The organism is Cupriavidus cauae, from assembly GCF_026210475.1.
GTDB classification, from domain to species: Bacteria; Pseudomonadota; Gammaproteobacteria; order Burkholderiales; family Burkholderiaceae; genus Cupriavidus; species Cupriavidus cauae.
In genome coordinates this window covers 1,269,770-1,289,780 of the sequence record NZ_CP080293.1, presented here as the reverse complement: position 1 = coordinate 1,289,780, position 20,011 = coordinate 1,269,770, and the positions used below count along the sequence as shown (strand labels likewise).

The window sequence follows — 20,011 nt, the reverse complement described above, 5'->3', positions numbered from 1 at the left end:
GCACCCCTTCCCCGCCGGCCCGCGCCGAGGCCCCGGCCTGCTTCCTGCTTTGAGCGTACGCCTGCCGCCAGCCATGGCGCGGGCGCTCCGTGAGACCGGCCTGTCGACCCCGACTGGCGGCCCCGCCTGGCGAAGACAAACGGTATATGGAAGAAATCAGAATCCGTGGGGCCCGCACCCACAATCTCAAGAACATCAATCTCGATCTGCCGCGCAACAAGCTGATCGTGATCACCGGCCTGTCGGGCTCGGGCAAGTCCTCGCTCGCCTTCGACACGCTCTATGCCGAAGGCCAGCGCCGCTACGTCGAGTCGCTGTCGGCCTATGCGCGCCAGTTCCTGCAGCTGATGGAAAAGCCGGACGTCGACCTGATCGAAGGCCTGTCGCCGGCGATCTCGATCGAGCAGAAGGCCACCAGCCACAACCCGCGCTCGACGGTCGGCACCGTCACCGAGATCCACGACTACCTGCGTCTGCTGTACGCGCGCGCCGGCACGCCGTATTGCCCCAACCACGACCTGCCGCTGCAGGCCCAGAGCGTGTCGCAGATGGTCGACGCGGTGCTGGCGCTGCCGGAGGACACCAAGCTGATGATCCTGGCGCCGGTGGTGGCCGACCGCAAGGGCGAGCACACCGACCTGTTCGAGACGATGCAGGCGCAGGGCTTCGTGCGCTTTCGCATCCGTTCGGGCGGCGGGGCCGCGCACGAGGCGCAGGCCAAGGTCTACGAGGTCGATGCGCTGCCCAAGCTGAAGAAGACCGAGAAGCACAGCATCGAAGTGGTGGTCGACCGCGTCAAGGTGCGCGCCGACATCAAGCAGCGCCTGGCCGAATCGTTCGAGACCGCGCTGCGGCTGGCGGACGGCCGCGCCATCGCGCTCGAGCTGGACAGCGGCGCCGAGCATCTGTTCAGCTCGAAGTTCGCCTGCCCGATCTGCTCGTACTCGCTGCCCGAGCTCGAGCCGCGGCTGTTCTCGTTCAACAACCCGATGGGCGCCTGCCCGAGCTGCGACGGCCTGGGCCAGATCACCTTCTTCGATCCGAAGCGGGTGGTGGCCTTCCCGAACCTGTCGCTGGCCTCGGGCGCGATCAAGGGCTGGGACCGCCGCAACCAGTTCTATTTCCAGATGCTGCAGAGCCTGGCGGCGTTCTACGACTTCGACCTGGACACCGCCTTCGAGGACCTGCCGGCCGAGGTGCAGCAGGTGGTGCTGCATGGCTCGGGCGAGACCGAGATCCCGTTTACCTACATGAACGAACGCGGCCGCACCACGACGCGCTCGCATGTGTTCGAGGGGATCATCCCCAATCTGGAGCGCCGCTATCGCGAGACCGATTCCGTGGCGGTGCGCGAGGAGCTGGCCAAGTACCAGAACAACCAGCCCTGCCCCGCCTGCCATGGCACGCGGCTGCGCACCGAAGCGCGCCACGTCAAGGTCGGCGACGGCGAACAGGCGCGCGCGATCTACGAGATCAGCGGCTGGCCGCTGCGCGACGCGCTGACCTGGTTCCTGACGCTGCAGCTGCAGGGCGCCAAGCGCGAGATCGCCGACAAGATCGTGCGCGAGATCTCGGCGCGGCTGAACTTCCTGAACAACGTCGGGCTCGACTATCTGTCGCTGGAGCGCAGCGCCGACACGCTGTCGGGCGGCGAGGCCCAGCGCATCCGGCTGGCCTCGCAGATCGGCTCGGGCCTGACCGGCGTGATGTACGTGCTGGACGAACCGTCGATCGGGCTGCACCAGCGCGACAACGACCGGCTGATCGGCACGCTCAAGCATCTGCGCGACATCGGCAATTCGGTGCTGGTGGTCGAGCACGACGAGGACATGATCCGCGCCAGCGACTATGTGGTCGACATCGGCCCCGGCGCGGGCGTGCATGGCGGGCAGATCGTCGCCGAGGGCACGCCGCCGCAGATCGAGGCCTCGCCGGCCTCGCTGACCGGGCAGTACCTGTCGGGCGAGCTCAGCATCGAGGTGCCGGCCACGCGCACGCCGCCGGACCCGGAACGGATGCTGCGCATCCTGAACGCCAGCGGCAACAACCTGAAGCAGGTCAATGCCGAGATTCCGGTCGGCCTGCTGACCTGCGTGACGGGCGTGTCGGGCTCGGGCAAGTCGACGCTGATCAACGACACGCTGTATCCGGCGGTGGCGCGCCATCTGTACGGCTCGACGCCGGAGCCGGCCCCGCACGACCGCATCGACGGGCTGGAGCACTTCGACAAGGTCATCAACGTCGACCAGAGCCCGATCGGGCGCACGCCGCGCTCGAATCCGGCCACCTATACGGGGCTGTTCACGCCGATCCGCGAGCTGTTCGCCGGCGTGCCGTCGGCCAAGGAGCGCGGCTACGATCCGGGCCGCTTCTCGTTCAACGTCAAGGGCGGGCGCTGCGAGGCCTGCCAGGGCGACGGCGTGCTCAAGGTGGAGATGCACTTCCTGCCCGATGTCTACGTGCCCTGCGACGTCTGCCACGGCAAGCGCTACAACCGCGAGACGCTGGAGGTGCTGTACAAGGGCAAGAACATCTCGGAGGTGCTGGAGCTGACGGTCGAGCAGGCCTACGAGTTCTTCAGCGCGGTGCCGGTGGTCCGGCGCAAGCTGCAGACGCTGCTCGACGTGGGGCTGGGCTATATCCGCCTGGGGCAGGCGGCGACCACGCTGTCGGGGGGCGAGGCGCAGCGCGTCAAGCTGTCGCTGGAGCTGTCCAAGCGCGATACCGGCCGCACGCTGTACATCCTCGACGAGCCCACCACCGGCCTGCACTTCCACGATATCGCGCTGCTGCTCAAGGTCATCCACAAGCTGCGCGACCAGGGCAATACCGTGGTCATCATCGAACACAACCTCGATGTGATCAAGACCGCGGACTGGGTGCTGGACCTCGGCCCCGAGGGCGGCGCCGGGGGCGGGCAGATCATCGCGCGGGGCACGCCGGAGGACATCGCCGCCAGCAAGGCGAGCTTTACCGGGAAGTATCTGGCGCCGCTGCTGAAGCGGCCCGTGGAAGCGGCCGCAGCGCAGGCCGCGGCACGGGCCCCGGCGCGGGTCAGGCGCCGCTGACGCGCGGCGGCGCCCTGCCCTCGTCGGCGGGCACCATCGGTGCGCGCGCCGGGGCAGGCGTGCCGCCGGCGGCCGCGGGCGCAGGGATGCCCTCCTCCTGCGGCTGGCCGTCCTCTTCCCGCATCCGGCTGCGATCGAGGGCGCCGGCTTCCTCCAGCACCGGATAGGCGGTGGCGCAGAACAGCGAGTTCAGGCGCTTCAGGTCGCTGATCACGTCCAGGTGCAGCGAGCTGGTGTCGATGCTCTCGATGGTCTGCGTGGCCACGCGGCGCAGGTGGGTATGCGAATACTTGCGCTCCAGCTCGCGGAAGGTCGCCTTCTCGCGCATCAGCTGCCGCGCGCTCTTCAGGTCGCCGTTCAGGAACACCGACAGCCCCAGCCGCAGATTGCTGATCAGCCGGGCGTGCATCTCGGTGATCTCCTGCATGCCGGCCTCGGAGAACACTAGGTTGTGCGCGATCTTCTTGTCGCGCGCGTCGAGCAGGATCCGCTCGATGATGTCCGCCGCATGCTCCAGGTTGATATTGAGCGAGATGATTTCGGTCCAGCGGCGGCCGTCGCGCTCGTCGAGCGCCTCGACGCTGATGCGCGTCAGGTACAGCTTGATCGCGGTGTAGAGATCGTCGATCTCGTCGTCGATGCGGCAGGTGGCGGCGGCCAGCTTGGCATCGTTGGTCCGCAGCACGCGCAGCATGTTGTCCAGCATCTGCTCGACGCGGTCGCCGATGCGCAGCACCTCGCGCGCCGCGTTGGCCAGCGCCAGCGTCGGCGTGGACAGCGCGGCCGGGTCGAGATGGCGCGGCGTGACCTGGCTCTCGCCGGTGTTGCGGCCCGGCAGGATGGTTTCGCACAGCCGCGCCAGCGGCGCGGTCAGGCCGATCAGCGCGACCGCCAGCACCACGTTGAACAGCAGGTGGAAATTGACGATCAGCCGCTGCGGGTCCGCATCGAGCGCGCGCAACAGCGTCTGGGCTTCGTCCAGCAGCGGCAGCGCCACCACGCAGCCGAGCAGGCGCGACAGCAGATTGCCCAGCGTCACCCGCTTGCCGGGCTGGTTGTTGCCGGAGGTGGTCAGGAACGCCGAGATGCCCGAGCCGAGGTTGGCGCCCAGCACCAGCGCCAGCGCGACGGGGATCGACACCACGCCGGCCGAGGCCAGCGCGCCGCAGAACAGCACCACCGCGAGGCTCGAATAGGACAGCACGGTCAGGAAGGCGCCGACCAGCATGTCGAGCGCGGTATCGCCGGTCAGGCTGGCGAACAGCACCTTGACGCCGGCGGCCTCGACCACCGGACGGGTCGCATTGGAGATCAGCTCCAGCGCCAGCGTGATCAGCCCCAGGCCGATCAGCACGCGGCCGACGTGGCCGGGCCGGCTGCCCTTCCAGCTCAGATGCGCGATCACGCCGACGAAGATCAGCAGCGGCGACAGCCACGACAGGTCCAGCGAGAACACCTGCACCATCAGCGCGGTGCCGACGTTGGCGCCAAGCATGATGGCCAGCGCGGGGGCGACCGCGATCAGGCCCTGGCTGACGAAGGAACTGACGATGACGGCGGTCGCATTGCTGCTTTGCACCAGGCCGGTCACGCCGAGGCCGGCGGCAAAGGCGGTGAAGCGATTGGCAACGCTGGCCGAGAGCACGTGGCGCAGATTCGCGCCGTAGACGCGCAGAATGCCGACCTTGACGATATTCGTGCCCCAGACCAGCAGCGCGACCCCGGAGAGCAGATGAAGCAGAACGCCCATGGTGTGGCACCCATTGCGGCCGGTGCGGCGGTCAGAGGCAGGGGCCGCCCGGCCCTTGTTGTGAATGAACGGCCATTATGCGCCCGCGCCGCGGGCAAGGGCAACGCGGGGCGCCAGCGATGGTGGGCTTTGCAACGCTTCGCGGCGCTGCGGCGTTGCGACTTTGCGGTTCAGTGGCCTTCGAATCGGCACACGGTAAACAGCGGCAGCCCGCTGTCGAGCAGATGGCGCGAGCCGCCAAGCTCCGGCAGGTCGACGATCGCCGCGCCCTCCACTACGGTCGCGCCGAGCCGCTCCAGCAACCGGCGTCCGGCCATCATGGTGCCGCCGGTGGCGATCAGGTCGTCCACCAGCAGCACGCGGTCGCCCGGCTTGCAGGCATCGGCGTGGATCTCGACGGTGGCGCTGCCGTATTCGAGCTCGTATTCCTCGGCCACGGTCTGGAACGGCAGCTTGCCCTTCTTGCGGATTGGCACGAAGCCCAGGTTCAGCTCGTAGGCGACGATCGCGCCGAGGATGAAGCCGCGCGCGTCGATACCGGCCACCACGTCGAGGCCGGCATCCATGTAGCGGTGCACGAACACGTCGATCAGCACGCGCAGCGTCTTCGGGTCCTGCAGCAGCGGCGTGATGTCGCGGAACATCACGCCGGGCTGCGGCCAGTCGGGCACGGTGCGGATGCGGTCGCGCAGATAGGTGGTGACGTCGCCCAGGGGCGGGGACTGGATGGTGGGAGCGGGCATGGTCTGAAACTGCGGATGAAAGGGGTGGCTGAAGCGCCAGCCATCTAGGATAACGGCTTCCTGTCCCCTACCCCTCTCCCGCGGTGGGAGAGGAGATCGGTTTGCGTCCGTCGCTGTGCTTGCTGTCTATTTCGCCCCGCTCCCACTTGCGCGTGGGGGCCGCGGAGAGGGGGCGTGCTCCGTCAGCGTTCGGTCAGGCGCTGCTCGGCCGCCTCGAGCGCCTCGGGCGTGCCGCGCAGCACCAGGATGTCGCCGGGCTCGAGCACGGTATCGGGCTGCGGATCGAAGGCGCGGATGCCGCGCCGCCGCACGGCGGTGACCTCGACGCCGATATGCTCGAGCCCCAGCGTGCCCAGGCGCCGGCCGACCGCGGTGGCGTCCGGGCCCAGCGACAGCGAATGCAGACGCACCGAGTCGCGCTCGATCATGTCCTCCTCGTCGTCGCGGCCGTGGAAGTAGCCGCGCAGCAGGCTGTAGCGCGCATCGCGCGCCTGCTGCACGCCGCGCACCACGCGCCGCATCGGCACGCCCAGCAGCACCAGCGCATGCGAGGCCAGCATCAGGCTGCCCTCGATGATCTCGGGCACGACCTCGGTGGCGCCGGCGCGCTGCAGCGCCTCCAGCTCCGAATCGTCGACCGTGCGCACGATCACCGGCAGGGCCGGCTCGAGTTCGTGCACATGGTGCAGGACCTTCAGCGCCGACGGCGTGTTGGCATAGGTGATGATCACCGCCGCGGCGCGGTGGATGCCGGCGGCGATCAGCGCCTCGCGCCGGCCGGCATCGCCGTAGACCACCGTATCGCCGGCCGCGGCGGCCTCGCGCACGCGGTCAGGGTCCAGGTCCAGCGCGACATAGCCGATGCCCTCGCGCTCGAGCATGCGCGCCAGGTTCTGGCCGCTGCGGCCGTAGCCGCAAATGATTGCGTGCTTCTCGGTCTGCAGGCTCTGCGCCGCGATGCGCGTCATGTTCAGCGATTGCAGCAGCCATTCGTTCGCGGCAAAGCGCATCGCGATCGCGTCGCTGTACTGGATCAGGAACGGCGCCACCAGCATCGACAGCAGCATCGACGCGAGAATCACCTGCGTCAGCACCGGATCGACCAGGCCCAGCCCGTCGATCTGGTTCAGCAGCACGAAGCCGAACTCGCCGGCCTGCGCCAGCCCCAGGCCGGTGCGGATCGCCACCCCGGGACGCGAGCCGAACAGCCGCGCCAGGCCCGCGATCAGCAGAAACTTGAACAGCACCGGCACGATCAGCAGCGTCAGCACCAGCCACAGGTTGTCGATCACCACGCGGACATTGAGCAGCATGCCGATGGTGACGAAGAACAGCCCGAGCAGCACGTCGCGGAACGGCTTGATGTCCTCCTCGACCTGATGCCGGTACGGCGTTTCCGCGATCAGCATGCCGGCCATGAAGGCGCCGAGCGCCATCGACAGCCCCAGCCGCTCGGTCAGCGCCGCCATGCCCAGCGTGACCAGCAGCAGGTTCAGCATGAACAGTTCCTGCGAGCGGCGGGCGGCCACCACATGGAACCAGCGGCTGACCACTTCCTTGCCGAGCACGAAGATCAGCGTCAGCGCCACCACGATCTTGATGATGGCCAGGCCCAGCGCCATCGGCAGCTCGCCGGGGTCGCGCGACAGCGCGGGAATCACGATCAAGAGCGGCACCACCGCCAGATCCTGGAACAGCAGCACGCTGAAGATGTTGCGGCCGTGCTCGGTCTCCAGCTCCAGCCGTTCGGACAGCATCTTGGAGACGATCGCGGTCGACGACATCGCCAGCGCGCCGCCCAGCGCGATCGAGGCCTGCCAGCTCAGGTCGAACACCGCGCTGAACAGCCAGCCGACCGGCGCCACCGCCAGCATGGTCAGCACCACCTGGCTGCCGCCCAGGCCGAACACCAGCCGCCGCATCGAGCGCAGCTTGGCCAGATTGAACTCCAGCCCGATCGAGAACATCAAAAAGACCACGCCGAACTCGGCCAGGTACTTGGTTTGCCCCGAATCGCTGGCCAGGCCAAGCGCGTGCGGTCCGATCAGGATGCCGACCGCCAGATAGCCGAGCATCGGCGGCAGCTGCAGCATGCGGAAAGCAACCACGCCGAGCACGGCGGCGGCCAGCAGCACAAGGGTCAAGTCCAGCGGAGAATGCATTCGGGCGGGCCGGTGGTGGTGCGAGCGGTGGTGCGAGCGGTGCTCGTGCGGTACTGGTTGTGGTGCGAGCTGTGGTCCGAATAGCGGTGCAGCAGTGCAGCGGTTGCGCCGGCGGTAAAGCAAGCGGTGGACCAGGAACGGCCTGCCCGGCACGGCGGCATGTTGCCGGGGGCGGCCAGCCGGCGCAGACCGAACCCGGACGCGGAGGCAGACGCCGGGCCGGACGCGCCGCGACCGGCCCGGGCGTCATCGCATTCATTGGTATACTTCGTCGCCATGATAGCCAATTTCAATGCGGAAAGAGCACTCGAGCTCGCACGCCATACCCTGCAGATCGAAGCCGATGCGGTCGCCGCGTTGTCGTCGCGGCTGACGCCGGACTTCGCGCGGGCGGTGCAGCTGGTGCTGGAGTGCTCGGGCCGCGTGGTCGTTTCCGGCATCGGCAAGTCCGGCCATATCGGCCGCAAGGTCGCGGCCACGCTGGCCTCGACCGGCACGCCCGCCTTCTTCGTCCATCCCGCCGAGGCCTCGCATGGCGACCTCGGCATGGTCACGCGCGACGACGTGCTGATCGCCTTCTCCAATTCGGGCGAAACATCCGAGCTGCTGTCGATCGTGCCGATCGTCAAGCGCATCGGCGCCAAGCTGATCTCGGTGACCGGCAATGTCGAATCGAACCTGGCGCAGCTGGCCGACGCGCATCTGGACGCCCGCGTCGAGAAGGAAGCCTGCCCGCTGAATCTCGCCCCGACCGCCAGCACGACGGCGGCGCTGGCGCTGGGCGACGCGCTGGCGGTGGCGGTGCTCGACGCGCGCGGTTTCGGCGAAGAGGACTTCGCCCGCTCGCACCCCGGCGGTGCGCTCGGCCGCAAGCTGCTGACCCATGTGCGGGACGTGATGCGCACAGGCAATGCGGTGCCCGAAGTCCGCGAAAGCACGCCGCTGGCACAGGCCCTGATGGAGATCACCCGCAAGGGCATGGCCATGACCGCCATCGTCGATGCCGAGGGCCGCGCGATCGGCGTCTTCACCGACGGCGACCTGCGCCGGCTGCTGGAAACGCCGCGCGACTGGAAGACCGTGCCGATCGGCGAGGTCATGCATGCCAACCCCTTCACCGTCGGGCCGGACCAGCTCGCGGTCGAGGCGGTGCAGGTCATGGAAGCAAACCGCATCAACCAGCTGCTGGTGGTCGACGCCGACCAGCGCCTGGTGGGCGCGCTGCATATCCATGACCTGACCCGGGCCAAGGTCATCTGACGAACGCCATGCGGGATCTGTTCCCTTCCCTGTCCCGCCTCGCGCTGCGGCTGATGCCGCTGCTGCTGATGGCGCTCGTTGCCGGCAGTACGTTCTGGCTGGTGCAGATCAACACGCCGCGCCAGGTCAGCGATACCGAACGCCAGAAGCGCCATGTGCCCGACTACTGGATGGAGCGCTTCACCGCGACCGAACTGGCCGAGGACGGCAGCACCAAGATGCGCTTCACCGGCGAGCGGATGATCCATTACGAGGACGACCAGACCTACGAGGTCACGCGGCCGGCGATGCGCGCCTACGAACCGGACCGGCCGCCGGTGACCGGTACCGCGGACCTGGGCAAGATGAACGCCGACGCCAGCGTGATCGACCTGTTCGGCAACGCCCATATCGTTCGCGTGCAGGGCGCCGATCCATCGCAGGACCCGCAGATGAGCGCGACCTCGAGCTACTTCCAGATCCTGATCAACGACGACATCGTGAAGACCGACAAGCCGGTCAAGCTGACCCGCGGACCGTCGGTGATGACGGCCAACGGCCTGGTCTTCAACAATGTCACGCGCGAGGTCAATCTGCTCGGCAATGTGCGCGGCACCATCGTGATGGCGCCGCGCGGCGGCGGCGCGAAACAGCCATGACGCATCGCGCCCCCGCGCCAGGCGCGCACCATTCGAACGATCTCCGCGCCAGTCCGGGCCACCCGCCCCGTCTGGACGATTCCCGGACAACGCCAATCAACGCCATCGTGGCCAACATGACCCTGACCCTGACGACCTGGACCCGCCGCCGCGCCACCGCCGTGCTGCTCGCCTTCGCCGCCGGCATGACGCTCGCCCTGCCGGCGCTCGCCGAACGCGCCGACCGCGACAAGCCGCTGGTGCTCGAGGCCGACAACGCCAGCTACGACGACGTCAAGCAGATCTATACGCTGACCGGCAACGTGGTGCTGACCAAGGGGACCATGGTGCTCAAGTCCGATGCCGCCGAGGTCCGCACCGATCCCGAGGGCTACCAGTACGCGGTGGCCACGTCCAAGGGCGGCAAGCAGGCCTATATCCGGCAGAAGCGCGACAACGTCGACGAGTACATCGACGGCTGGGGCGACCGCATCGAATACGACGGCAAGCAGGAAGTGGCCAAGCTGATCGGCAATGCGCGCATGGCGCGGCTGGCGGGCGCCAAGGTGGTCGACGAGATCCGCGGCGCGGTGCTGACCTACGACAGCCGCAACGAGTTCTACACCGCGGCCGGTGGCAGCGGCAACGCGGCGCCGGCGAACCCGTCCGGCCGCGTACGCGCCGTGCTGTCGCCGCGCCAGAGCCAGGGGACCGGCGGCAGTGGCGCCGGCGTGGACCTGAAAGGCTCGCCGACGGCCAAGCCCTGATCGCTTCCCGGGCCTGACGTACCCGCACGCCGCGCACGCTCCGCCACGTACGCTTCGCCACGCCCGCTTCGCATGACGCAGTATCAAAGGATTGCCCACATGTCCGTTGCCGACACCGCTACCGCCACCGCTCCCGCCGCCAACGCCAACACCGCAGCCGGTGCCGGCGCGGGCACGATGCCGGCCACCAGCAACCTGGTGGTGCGTCATCTGAAGAAGCGCTACGGCTCGCGCACCGTGGTCAAGGACGTGTCGCTGGACGTCAAGAGCGGCGAGGTCGTCGGCCTGCTCGGCCCCAATGGCGCGGGCAAGACCACCTCGTTCTACATGATCGTGGGCCTGGTCGCGCTCGACGAAGGCGACATCGTGCTCGACGGCCAGCACATCAGCGGCCTGCCGATCCACGAGCGCGCGCGCATGGGCCTGTCGTACCTGCCGCAGGAAGCGTCGGTGTTCCGCAAGCTCAATGTCGAGCAGAACATCCGCGCGGTGCTGGAACTGCAGCGAGACAACGGCAAGGCGCTGTCCGGCGCCGAGATCGAGCGGCGGCTGGACAGCCTGCTCGACGATCTGCAGATCGCGCACCTGCGCAACAACCCCGCGCTGTCGCTGTCGGGCGGCGAGCGCCGCCGCGTCGAGATCGCACGGGCGCTTGCCTCGGCGCCGCGCTTCATCCTGCTCGACGAGCCGTTCGCCGGCGTCGATCCGATCGCGGTCGGCGAGATCCAGCGCATCGTCAGCTTCCTGAAGGCACGCAATATCGGCGTGCTGATCACCGACCACAACGTGCGCGAGACGCTGGGCATCTGCGACCACGCGTACATCATCAGCGAAGGCGCGGTGCTCGCGGCCGGCGAGCCCAAGGACATCATCGCCAATGAATCGGTGCGGCGCGTCTATCTGGGCGAAAACTTCCGCATGTAATGGCGGTTTGGCGCGCGGCCGCCCTCGTACAGAGGGCGGCCGTTTTCGTTCGTGCGCGGTTCATGTACCGTTCCTTCCCTGGTGATCCATCAGGCAATCGCTTCTGACCACGCAATCGAAACTTCCGATAGCAAATTCCGTTCCATCGCGGCCGAAGTTGCGCATAAAATAGGCCGCATGAAACCGTCGCTACAGCTACGCCTCTCCCAGCATCTGGCCCTGACGCCGCAGCTGCAGCAGTCGATCCGGCTGTTGCAGCTCTCCACGCTGGAACTGCAACAGGAAGTCGAGCAGGCGCTGACCGAGAATCCCCTGCTCGAACGCGAAAACGACTGGATCGAAAGCCCGCTGCGGGTCGCCGCCGACGGGTCGGTCAATGTCCAGACCACCACCACGACCCCGTCTTCCGAGCCGACGGCCCCCGCCGATTCGCGCGCGGATGGCGCCGCGTCCGCCGACGACGGCTATGCCGACGGCGCGGGCGACGATTATGGCGGCGACTGGAGCCTGGACGATTTCGCCCGCCGTCCGCAAAGCGACGAGGACGAGAAAACGCCGCTGCAATTGCGCGATGCCGAGCCCACGCTGCGCGAATATCTGATGGAGCAATTGGCGCCGCTGAAAATCTCCACGCGCGACAAGGGCCTGGCGATTTTCCTGATCGAATCGCTCGACGACGACGGCTACCTGAGCGCCTCGCTCGAGGAAATCCTTTCCGAATTGCCTGAAGAGCTCGAATTCGAGCTCGACGAAGTGCATGCGATGCTGACGCTGCTGCAAAGCTTCGACCCGCCCGGGGTCGGGGCGCGCAACGCGGCCGAATGCCTGTCGCTGCAACTGCGCCGCATCGAACATCCGCAGCGCGAGCTGGCGATGACGATCGTGCGCCATCACCTCGAACTGCTGGCCGCGCGCGATTACACCCGCCTGAAGAAGGCGCTGCAGGTCGACGACATGCAGCTGAAGGCCGCGCACGAGCTGATCCGCTCGCTCGCGCCCTATCCCGGCCACGCCTACAGCCGGCCGGAAGCGGATTTCGTCGTGCCCGACGTGTTCGTGCGCAAGAGCGGCCATAACTGGATCGCCCAGCTCAATCCCGATGTGATGCCGCGGCTGCGCATCAACGACATGTATGCGCAAATCTTGCGCGGTGCAAAAGGCGATACCGGCGCCGCGGGATTGCAGCAGAAACTGCAGGAGGCGCGCTGGCTCATCAAGAATATCCAGCAGCGTTTCGACACCATTTTGCGCGTCGCACAAGCCATCGTGGAGCGGCAAAAGAATTTCTTCACGCACGGTGAAATTGCGATGCGCCCCTTGGTTTTGAGGGAGATAGCCGATACACTGGGTCTACACGAGTCGACCATTTCTCGTGTGACTACCAATAAGTACATGGCCACCCCGATGGGGACATTCGAGCTGAAATATTTCTTTGGCAGCCATGTATCGACCGAAACCGGCGGTGCCGCCTCTTCCACCGCAATCCGTGCGCTGATCAAGCAGTTGATAGGAGCCGAAGACCCCAGAAACCCGTTGTCCGACAGCCGGATTGCCGAACTGCTGGGGGAACAAGGCTTCGTCGTGGCGCGACGTACCGTCGCCAAATACCGTGAAGCCTTGAAGATCCCCGCCGTGAACCTTCGCAAGTCTTTGTAGCCGAGTCGCATCGCCTGCCTGGTGCGGCTCTTTCAGAAGGAGAAGCGCTATGAACTTCAAGATCAGTGGACACCACTTGGACATCACGCCTTCGCTGCGTGAGTACGTGGAAACGAAACTGGAGCGAATCCTCAGGCATTTCGATCAGGTTATTGACGTCAGCGTGCTGCTATCGGTCGACAATCAAAAGGAAAAGGATCGCCGTCAACGCGCGGAAATCAATGTGCATCTGAAGGGCAAGGACATCTTTGTCGAGGCGCACCACGAAGATCTCTATGCGGCGATCGACATGCTGGTCGACAAGCTGGACCGGCAAGTGATCCGCTACAAGGACAAGGTGCAGAGCCACGACCGCGAATCGCTGAAGTACCACAGCTTCGTGGCCAGTCAGGCCCAGCAGTAGCTTGAAGATTCGGCTCGGCCACAACGCCGGCCGGCCTTGAAGTGAGGAAAGAAGCCGTGCCAGGAGCACGGCTTTTTTGCGCCCCGCGTGGACGTTCGAGCGAGGCCGCGGTGCCGCCTCGCCGTGCAACCTATAGGATGAAACCGGGATGGGGTTCCGTCTGGCCGGCTTCCCGGTGTATGCTGTGCAATACATATAGAGAATGCCCGCCCCGTTTCCTTGCGCAATGCCGCTCGGGGCGATCGGCATCGGACGGCAGGGAGCCCCCCTGCACTATAATGTGCCGCACGCTGATAGTCGGGAAGCGGCGGCAACGAACGCACCGCCCAGCAACGGCAGACCGGCCCACGCCGGCAAGAAACCGCATGGCGGCGCCAGTATCAGGAATTCCGCGCATTTCAAATGAACCGTTTGGCCAAACTGCTGCCGCCCGGCAATATCTCGCTCGACGTCAGCGTCACCAGCAAAAAACGCGTGTTCGAACAGGCCGGGCTGCTGTTCGAGAACAACCATGGCGTGGCGCGCGCCACGGTGACCGACAATCTGTTCGCCCGCGAATCGCTCGGCTCGACCGGCCTTGGCGCCGGCGTGGCCATTCCGCATGGCCGCATCAAGGGCCTGAAGCAGCCGCTGGCCGCCTTCATGCGGCTTGCCGAGCCGATTCCGTTCGAATCGCCCGATGGCAAGCCCGTTTCGCTGTTGATCTTCCTGCTGGTCCCCGAACAGGCCACGCAGCAGCATCTCGAAATCCTGTCGGAAATCGCTCAGCTATTGTCCGATCGCGATATGCGTGAAGGCCTCGCCGCTTTGCCGACGCCCGATGCGGTTCACCAGTTGCTGGTGCAATGGCATCCTTGACCCTCTCGGCGTAAGCGGCCCACCGCCGCGCCACCCGCATTCACCACCGCCCCAGCGCCCCGCCTCATCCCGCATGGAACTCACCGGCGTTACCTCCCAGTCGATCTTCGACGACAACGCAGCCGACCTCAAATTGTCCTGGGTGGCCGGGCTGGAGGGCGCCGATCGCGCCTTCGATCTCGACTTCGCACGCGAGGCGACCTCGGCGGCCGACCTGGTCGGCCACTTGAACCTGATTCACCCGAACCGGATCCAGGTGCTCGGCAAGCCGGAGATCACCTACTACCAGCGGCTCGACGACGAAACGCGCAAGCGCCAGATGGGCGAGCTGATCCTGCTCGAGCCGCCCTTCCTGGTGGTGGCCGACGGCATGGAGCCGCCGCCGGACCTGGAACTGCGCTGCACGCGCTCTTCCACGCCGCTGTTCACGACGCCGGTATCCTCGGCCGCGGTCATCGACCACCTGCGGCTGTATCTGTCGCGCATTTCCGCGCCGCGCGTGACCATGCACGGGGTGTTCCTCGATATCCTCGGCATGGGCGTGCTGATCATGGGCGAATCGGGCCTTGGCAAGAGCGAGCTGGGCCTCGAATTGATCTCGCGCGGACACGGCCTGGTCGCCGACGATGCGGTCGATTTCGTGCGTCTTGGCCCCGATTTCGTCGAGGGCCGCTGCCCGCCGCTGCTGCAGAACCTGCTGGAAGTGCGCGGCCTGGGCCTGCTCGACATCAAGACGATCTTCGGCGAAACCGCTGTGCGCCGGAAGATGAAGCTCAAGCTCGTGGTCCAGCTGGTTCGCCGCAACGACGGCGAATTCGAGCGGCTGCCGCTCGATTCGCAATATCTCGACGTGCTCGGCCTGCCGATCCATATGGTGAAGATCCAGGTGGCGGCCGGCCGCAACCTTGCGGTGCTGGTGGAGGCGGCGGTGCGCAATACCATCCTGCGCCTGCGCGGCATCGACACGCTGCGCGATTTCATGGACCGCCAGCGTGCGGCGATGCAGGCCGATGCGGCGTCGCGCGGCCAGGGCCGCCTGCTTTGAGCGTCTGACCGAGCCCGATTCCTTCGGCAGCCCGGGCCGCGCCGCAACTGCGCCTTGACGCATCGGCGTGCCGGACACGCCGACAGCGTCAACCTGATTGGGGTTTTCAGCGTTTTGTGCTGTAATGGGCATCACGCCCAGCCTGCGCCGTTGCGCATCCTGCGCTTGGCGACCCGATCCTCAGTCAGGAGATTTCAGCATGAAGACACTGATCGCAACCTGCGTGCTGCTGTGCCCTCTGGTCGCCACGGGCGCCTTTGCCCAGACCGCCTCCGGCAACAGCCAGCAGAGCAAGATGAAGACGTGCAACACGCAGGCGGCCGGCAAGACGGGCGACGAGCGCAAGGCCTTCATGAAGGAATGCCTGTCGGCCAAACCCGCCACCGCCGGCAACTCGCAGCAGCAAAAGATGAAGGCGTGCAATGCGCAGGCGAGCGGCAAGAAGGGCGACGAACGCAAGGCGTTCATGAAGGAATGCCTGTCCGCATGACGGCACACCGAGCCGGCATTGTTCCGGAGCGCCGGAAAGCGAAATAGACGGCGAAACAAGAGTCGGAAAGAAATAAAGGCGAATCGCGCGGCACACGGCGGTTCGCCTTTTTCTTTGCCGGCTCACTACCCATTGCGCGGCTTTCGCACGCTTTCGCCGCCATTTCCGCCGATGGCCGCCTCACGAGCCGCGGATTTCATCGGACCGTCATGACGCAATCATCACGCGATGCTATCCTTCAAGCGTTATGCGCATCGTCCTCATCACCGGCATTTCCGGCTCCGGCAAATCGGTTGCATTGAACGTGCTCGAAGACGCAGGCTACTACTGCGTCGACAACCTGCCCGCGCAGTTCATCCCCGAACTCGCCCGCTACCTTGCGGCCGAGGGCTACACGCATCTGGGTATCGCCACCGATATCCGCAGCCGCGAATCGCTGGCCAGGCTGCCGGAGACGCTGCGGAGCCTGTCGGCCGATCACGAGGTCCGCGTGGTCTTCCTGACCGCCAATACCGATTCGCTGGTGCAGCGCTATTCCGAAACGCGGCGGCGCCATCCGCTGTCGGTGCGGCTGGCTGCGCGCGAGGCGGACGGCGCGCCCGTACCGAACGAGACCCCGCTGGTCGAAGCGATCGAGATGGAACGCGAGCTGCTGAGCCCGCTGGCCGAATCGGCGCATCGCATCGACACCAGCAATGTGCGCACCAATACGCTGCGCGCATGGATCAAGGATTTCATCCGCGACGACAATCTGGAGCTGACGCTGCTCTTCACGTCGTTCGGCTTCAAGCACGGCGTGCCGAGCGATGCCGACATGGTGTTCGACGTGCGCTCGCTGCCCAATCCGTATTACGACCTGCAACTGCGGCCCCTGACCGGACGCGATGCGCCCGTCATCGATTTCCTGCAGAGCCAGCCGATGGTGCTGGCGATGGCCGAGGACATTCGCGCCTACGTGGAGAAATGGCTGCCGAGCTTCGTCGCGGACAACCGCAGCTATCTGACGGTCGCGATCGGTTGCACCGGCGGCCAGCACCGCTCCGTGTACATCGCGGAAAGACTTGCCAACTACTTCCGCGCGCATGGTAATGTGCTGGTCAGACACCGCGAGCTGGTGCCGGTAGGCTGAACCGGGCAGCGCCAAGGCGGTGGATCCCGGCGGCGGCGCCACCTGCGTGCCCTCGCCCCGTGAGCGAAAGTCTTCTCGGGATCGCATGTCTTCCAGTTCCCCAGCGTCCAATCACGCGGCACCGCTCCACGTCGAAGTCGACAGCCTGCCGCTGTTTCCCCTCCATACCGTGCTGTTTCCCGGCGGCCGGTTGCCGCTGCGCGTATTCGAACCCCGCTATGTCGACATGGTCCGCAATTGCCTGCGCGACAACGCGGCGTTCGGCGTCTGCCTGATCGCCAGCGGCCCCGAGGTCGCGCAGGAAGGCAGCGCCACGGTGCCGGAAGCGGTCGGTTGCCTGGCCGAAATCGTCGACTGCAATATGGAGCAGCTGGGCGTGCTGCTGATCGAGACGCGCGGCAGGCAGCGCTTCCGCGTGCTCGAGCACCATACCCGCGACGACGGCCTGCTGGTCGCGCGCGCCGAGCTGCTGCCCGACGACGTGATCGACTGCAAGCTGGAATTGCTGGGTGAATGCCTGGCGGCACTGCGCCGCATCGTGGCCTCGCTGCATGCGCCGCCGCACAAGCTGCCATTCGCCGAACCGATGCAGTGGGAAGACCCGAGCTGGGTCGCCAACCGGCTATGCGAACTGCTGCCGGTGCCGATGAAGGCCAGGCAGATGCTGATGGCGCTGCCCGACGCCGGCATGCGGATCGAGATCGTGCATCGCTTCATGCGCCAGCACCACATGCTGTAGCGCGCGGCCGCCCCCAGCGGCCGGTGCGAGCCCGTGCGCCCCGCTGCAGGCAGGCGCCGACCAGTACCACTCCTTGCTTCAGAACAATTGCGGCAGTCCCTCGCCGGCCAGCAGCTTGCGCACTGGTGCCGGCATGCCCAGCTCACCGAGCCGGTCCAGCGACAGCCAGCGCCATTGCTCCGCCGCCGCGCCCGCATCGCTTGCATCGCCCGGCCCCACACCGACCACACCGACCACACCGCCAACACCGCCAACACCGCTTCCATCGCGCAACCCCAATGCCGCCATGTCGACCCGCACCGCGCGGATCAGCAGCCGGAAGTGGGTGAAAACGTGCGTCATCTCGGCAACCATCGCGGCGCGCGCCGGCGTGCCGAAGGCCCGCCCGAAGGCAAGCGCATCGTCCTCGGCCTGTTCGGCATCGAACGGCAGCGCCGGCACGGGCAGCTCCGGCAGGCTCCACAATCCGCCCCAGATGCCGCTGTCCGCGCGCAGCCGCAGCAGCACCTCGCGGCCATGCCGCAATACCACCATCACCGTGCTGCGCTCCGGTATCGGCGCACGCGCCTTCGGCGTCGGCAGCACCGCGGTCAGCCCCTCTCGCCGCGCGACGCACAGGTCCGACAGCGGACAGCGCGCCGCGTCTTCGAGACAGGCGGGCTTGCCGCGCGAGCAGACGGTCGCGCCCAGATCCATCAGCCCCTGCGTGTAGGCCACCATGTCCTCGGACTGGCGCGGGCCCGGCGCGGGCAGCGCGGCCTCGGCCATCGCCCACATCCTGTTCTCGATCGCCTTCTCCCCGGGATGGCCGTGCACGCCGAAGCAGCGCGCGAAGACCCGCTTGACGTTGCCGTCGAGAATCGGCGCACGCACGCCCGCGCTGAACGCCGCGATCGCCGCCGCGGTCGAGCGGCCGATGCCGGGCAGCTCCGCCAGCAGGGCCGGATCGCCGGGAAACCGGCCGCCGTACTGCTCGACCACCAGCTTCGCGCAGCGGTGCAGATTGCGCGCCCGCGAGTAGTAGCCCAGCCCGGCCCACAGCGCCATCACCTCGTCGGCCGGCGCCTCGGCGAGCGCCTGCACGGTCGGCAGCCGCGCCAGAAAGCGCTGGTAGTAGTCGATCACCGCGCTGACCTGGGTCTGCTGCAGCATGATCTCCGACAGCCAGATCCGGTAGGGATCGCGCGTGTTCTGCCAGGGCAGGTCGTGGCGCCCGTGCCGGCGCTGCCATTGCACGACCCGGGCGCCAAAATCGGACGGCACCTCGGCGGACGGCACCTCGGCGGCGGCGGGATCGGCAGCGGAATCCGTGGTGGCGCGAATGGTGGATCGAGTGGTAGAGCGGCGAGGCATCGATAAGTAGCGAGGGTCGGCGGTGTTTTTCGAGTCAGGCGCGGCGTGTCGCTCCGCTCAGCGCTGGCATTGCGGGCAATAGAAGGTCGAGCGCTGCCCCTGCACGATCTGCCGGATCGGCGTGGCGCAGTGCCGGCAGGGCTTGCCGGTGCGATCGTAGACCAGGCAGTCGAGCTGGAAATAGCCGCTGGCGCCGTCGCTGCCGACGAAATCGCGCAGCGTGCTGCCGCCGCGCTCGATCGCCAGCGCCAGCGTCTCGCGCACCGCGGCGGCGAGCCGTTCGCAACGCGCACGCGACAGCCGGCCCGCGGCGGTGGTCGGCCGGATGCCGGCGCGGAACAGGCTCTCCGAGCAATAGATGTTGCCGACGCCGACCACGATATCGCCCGACAGCAGCACCGTCTTGATCGCCGCGCTGCGCCCGCGCGTATGGCGATACAGCCAGTCGCCGTCGAAGGCCGGGTCGAACGGCTCGATGCCGAGATTGCGCAGCAACGGATGGGTGGGCAGCAGCGCCTCTGGCAGCGTGGTCCACAGCACCGCGCCAAAGCGGCGCGGGTCGCGGAAACGCAGCGTCAGCGGGCGGCCGGCCGCATCGCGCAGAAGCAGGTCGATATGGTCGTGCGTGCCCGGCGCGGGCGGCTCGTGCCAGACGCGCAGCGTGCCGGTCATGCCGAGGTGGATCAGCAGCCAGCCGGCGTCATCGCCATCAGCCACGCTCCCGGTCACGCCACCAGCAACGCCGTCGGCCACCACCTCCGCCTCGCGCACGCACTCAAGCAGCAGATATTTGCCGCGCCGCTCGACACGCCGGATGACCCGCCCCGGCAGGCAGGCCTCCAGTTCCTCGGGCACCGGCCAGCGCAGGCCGCGATGGCGCACCGCCACCCCGGCGATGCGGCTGCCCTCCAGATGTGGCAGCAGTCCCCGTCGGGTCACCTCGACCTCGGGCAATTCCGGCATCGAACCTCTCCTTTGCGCACGACTCCAAGCGGCAGACGCCATGCCAGCCATGGTGCACCGCAGCCGGGCATTGTAGCGGCACGT

At 67.2% G+C, this 20,011-nt stretch carries 17 protein-coding genes; 12 read left to right on the top strand and 5 right to left on the bottom strand.

Annotated features, from left to right (window positions below; genetic code table 11):
- The first annotated feature begins 146 nt into the window (after positions 1–146).
- Positions 147–3,068 carry an excinuclease ABC subunit UvrA gene (gene uvrA / locus KZ686_RS05800; RefSeq protein ID WP_265633212.1) on the top strand — a complete coding sequence of 974 codons (2,922 nt, stop codon included), beginning with the start codon at positions 147–149 and terminating at the stop codon, positions 3,066–3,068.
- Here uvrA and KZ686_RS05795 read toward each other — a convergent pair.
- The 3 genes from KZ686_RS05795 to KZ686_RS05785 form a co-directional block, all read right to left on the bottom strand.
- Positions 3,055–4,818, bottom strand: a complete 1,764-nt coding sequence (locus tag KZ686_RS05795; protein WP_150084692.1) for a Na/Pi cotransporter family protein — start codon at positions 4,816–4,818, stop codon at positions 3,055–3,057. The two genes, uvrA and KZ686_RS05795, sit on opposite strands and share 14 nt — an antisense overlap.
- A 170-nt stretch (positions 4,819–4,988) precedes the next feature.
- Entirely contained in the window at positions 4,989–5,561 is a 573-nt protein-coding gene (locus KZ686_RS05790; protein WP_149320122.1) for an adenine phosphoribosyltransferase, read from the bottom strand.
- 182 nt (positions 5,562–5,743) lie between these two features.
- A complete protein-coding gene (locus tag KZ686_RS05785) occupies positions 5,744–7,723 on the bottom strand; it encodes a monovalent cation:proton antiporter family protein (RefSeq protein ID WP_226108588.1) in 1,980 nt (659 codons plus the stop codon).
- 276 nt (positions 7,724–7,999) lie between these two features.
- On the opposite strand from KZ686_RS05785, the gene KZ686_RS05780 reads away from it, so the two are divergent.
- The 11 genes from KZ686_RS05780 (at position 8,000) to KZ686_RS05730 (ending at position 17,611) form a co-directional block, all read left to right on the top strand.
- Positions 8,000–8,983 (top strand): KpsF/GutQ family sugar-phosphate isomerase, encoded by a 984-nt coding sequence (locus KZ686_RS05780; RefSeq protein ID WP_149320120.1) that lies wholly within the window; start codon positions 8,000–8,002, stop codon positions 8,981–8,983.
- Positions 8,984–8,991: 8 nt separating this feature from the next.
- The gene (gene lptC / locus KZ686_RS05775) at positions 8,992–9,621 is read left to right on the top strand and encodes an LPS export ABC transporter periplasmic protein LptC (protein ID WP_149320119.1); all 630 of its coding nucleotides are present in this window, start codon (positions 8,992–8,994) and stop codon (positions 9,619–9,621) included.
- Between the two features lie 116 nt (positions 9,622–9,737).
- Positions 9,738–10,367, top strand: a complete 630-nt coding sequence (gene lptA / locus KZ686_RS05770) for a lipopolysaccharide transport periplasmic protein LptA (protein WP_149320118.1) — start codon at positions 9,738–9,740, stop codon at positions 10,365–10,367.
- 99 nt (positions 10,368–10,466) lie between these two features.
- On the top strand, positions 10,467–11,291 hold the full coding sequence (gene lptB / locus KZ686_RS05765) for an LPS export ABC transporter ATP-binding protein (RefSeq protein ID WP_149320117.1): 825 nt from the start codon (positions 10,467–10,469) through the stop codon (positions 11,289–11,291).
- 177 nt (positions 11,292–11,468) lie between these two features.
- A complete protein-coding gene (locus KZ686_RS05760; protein ID WP_150084715.1) occupies positions 11,469–12,947 on the top strand; it encodes an RNA polymerase factor sigma-54 in 1,479 nt (492 codons plus the stop codon).
- A gap of 49 nt (positions 12,948–12,996) precedes the next feature.
- The gene (gene hpf / locus KZ686_RS05755; protein ID WP_149320116.1) at positions 12,997–13,350 is read left to right on the top strand and encodes a ribosome hibernation-promoting factor, HPF/YfiA family; all 354 of its coding nucleotides are present in this window, start codon (positions 12,997–12,999) and stop codon (positions 13,348–13,350) included.
- Between the two features lie 402 nt (positions 13,351–13,752).
- The gene (gene ptsN, locus KZ686_RS05750; RefSeq protein ID WP_149320115.1) at positions 13,753–14,208 is read left to right on the top strand and encodes a PTS IIA-like nitrogen regulatory protein PtsN; all 456 of its coding nucleotides are present in this window, start codon (positions 13,753–13,755) and stop codon (positions 14,206–14,208) included.
- Between the two features lie 73 nt (positions 14,209–14,281).
- Entirely contained in the window at positions 14,282–15,253 is a 972-nt protein-coding gene (gene hprK / locus KZ686_RS05745; RefSeq protein ID WP_006576781.1) for an HPr(Ser) kinase/phosphatase, read from the top strand.
- A gap of 199 nt (positions 15,254–15,452) precedes the next feature.
- The gene (locus tag KZ686_RS05740; RefSeq protein WP_149320114.1) at positions 15,453–15,743 is read left to right on the top strand and encodes a PsiF family protein; all 291 of its coding nucleotides are present in this window, start codon (positions 15,453–15,455) and stop codon (positions 15,741–15,743) included.
- A 247-nt stretch (positions 15,744–15,990) separates the two neighbouring features.
- Positions 15,991–16,872 carry an RNase adapter RapZ gene (rapZ, locus tag KZ686_RS05735; RefSeq protein WP_149320113.1) on the top strand — a complete coding sequence of 294 codons (882 nt, stop codon included), beginning with the start codon at positions 15,991–15,993 and terminating at the stop codon, positions 16,870–16,872.
- Between the two features lie 85 nt (positions 16,873–16,957).
- Positions 16,958–17,611: an LON peptidase substrate-binding domain-containing protein gene (locus KZ686_RS05730; protein WP_150084691.1), complete on the top strand. Its 654-nt coding sequence runs from the start codon at positions 16,958–16,960 to the stop codon at positions 17,609–17,611.
- 78 nt (positions 17,612–17,689) lie between these two features.
- On the opposite strand, the gene mutY is transcribed toward KZ686_RS05730, so the two are convergent.
- Positions 17,690–18,964 (bottom strand): A/G-specific adenine glycosylase, encoded by a 1,275-nt coding sequence (gene mutY / locus KZ686_RS05725; protein WP_265633211.1) that lies wholly within the window; start codon positions 18,962–18,964, stop codon positions 17,690–17,692.
- A gap of 57 nt (positions 18,965–19,021) precedes the next feature.
- Positions 19,022–19,927, bottom strand: a complete 906-nt coding sequence (gene mutM / locus KZ686_RS05720) for a bifunctional DNA-formamidopyrimidine glycosylase/DNA-(apurinic or apyrimidinic site) lyase (RefSeq protein WP_265633210.1) — start codon at positions 19,925–19,927, stop codon at positions 19,022–19,024.
- Positions 19,928–20,011: the final 84 nt, after the last annotated feature.

Bases quoted from the DNA above. Each gene is read 5' to 3' on its own strand.
- uvrA (WP_265633212.1), top strand. From the start codon at position 147: ATGGAAGAAATCAGAATCCGTGGGGCCCGCACCCACAATCTCAAGAAC.
- KZ686_RS05795 (WP_150084692.1), bottom strand. From the start codon at position 4,818: ATGGGCGTTCTGCTTCATCTGCTCTCCGGGGTCGCGCTGCTGGTCTGG.
- KZ686_RS05790 (WP_149320122.1), bottom strand. From the start codon at position 5,561: ATGCCCGCTCCCACCATCCAGTCCCCGCCCCTGGGCGACGTCACCACC.
- KZ686_RS05785 (WP_226108588.1), bottom strand. From the start codon at position 7,723: ATGCATTCTCCGCTGGACTTGACCCTTGTGCTGCTGGCCGCCGCCGTG.
- KZ686_RS05780 (WP_149320120.1), top strand. From the start codon at position 8,000: ATGATAGCCAATTTCAATGCGGAAAGAGCACTCGAGCTCGCACGCCAT.
- lptC (WP_149320119.1), top strand. From the start codon at position 8,992: ATGCGGGATCTGTTCCCTTCCCTGTCCCGCCTCGCGCTGCGGCTGATG.
- lptA (WP_149320118.1), top strand. From the start codon at position 9,738: ATGACCCTGACCCTGACGACCTGGACCCGCCGCCGCGCCACCGCCGTG.
- lptB (WP_149320117.1), top strand. From the start codon at position 10,467: ATGTCCGTTGCCGACACCGCTACCGCCACCGCTCCCGCCGCCAACGCC.
- KZ686_RS05760 (WP_150084715.1), top strand. From the start codon at position 11,469: ATGAAACCGTCGCTACAGCTACGCCTCTCCCAGCATCTGGCCCTGACG.
- hpf (WP_149320116.1), top strand. From the start codon at position 12,997: ATGAACTTCAAGATCAGTGGACACCACTTGGACATCACGCCTTCGCTG.
- ptsN (WP_149320115.1), top strand. From the start codon at position 13,753: ATGAACCGTTTGGCCAAACTGCTGCCGCCCGGCAATATCTCGCTCGAC.
- hprK (WP_006576781.1), top strand. From the start codon at position 14,282: ATGGAACTCACCGGCGTTACCTCCCAGTCGATCTTCGACGACAACGCA.
- KZ686_RS05740 (WP_149320114.1), top strand. From the start codon at position 15,453: ATGAAGACACTGATCGCAACCTGCGTGCTGCTGTGCCCTCTGGTCGCC.
- rapZ (WP_149320113.1), top strand. From the start codon at position 15,991: ATGCGCATCGTCCTCATCACCGGCATTTCCGGCTCCGGCAAATCGGTT.
- KZ686_RS05730 (WP_150084691.1), top strand. From the start codon at position 16,958: ATGTCTTCCAGTTCCCCAGCGTCCAATCACGCGGCACCGCTCCACGTC.
- mutY (WP_265633211.1), bottom strand. From the start codon at position 18,964: ATGCCTCGCCGCTCTACCACTCGATCCACCATTCGCGCCACCACGGAT.
- mutM (WP_265633210.1), bottom strand. From the start codon at position 19,927: ATGCCGGAATTGCCCGAGGTCGAGGTGACCCGACGGGGACTGCTGCCA.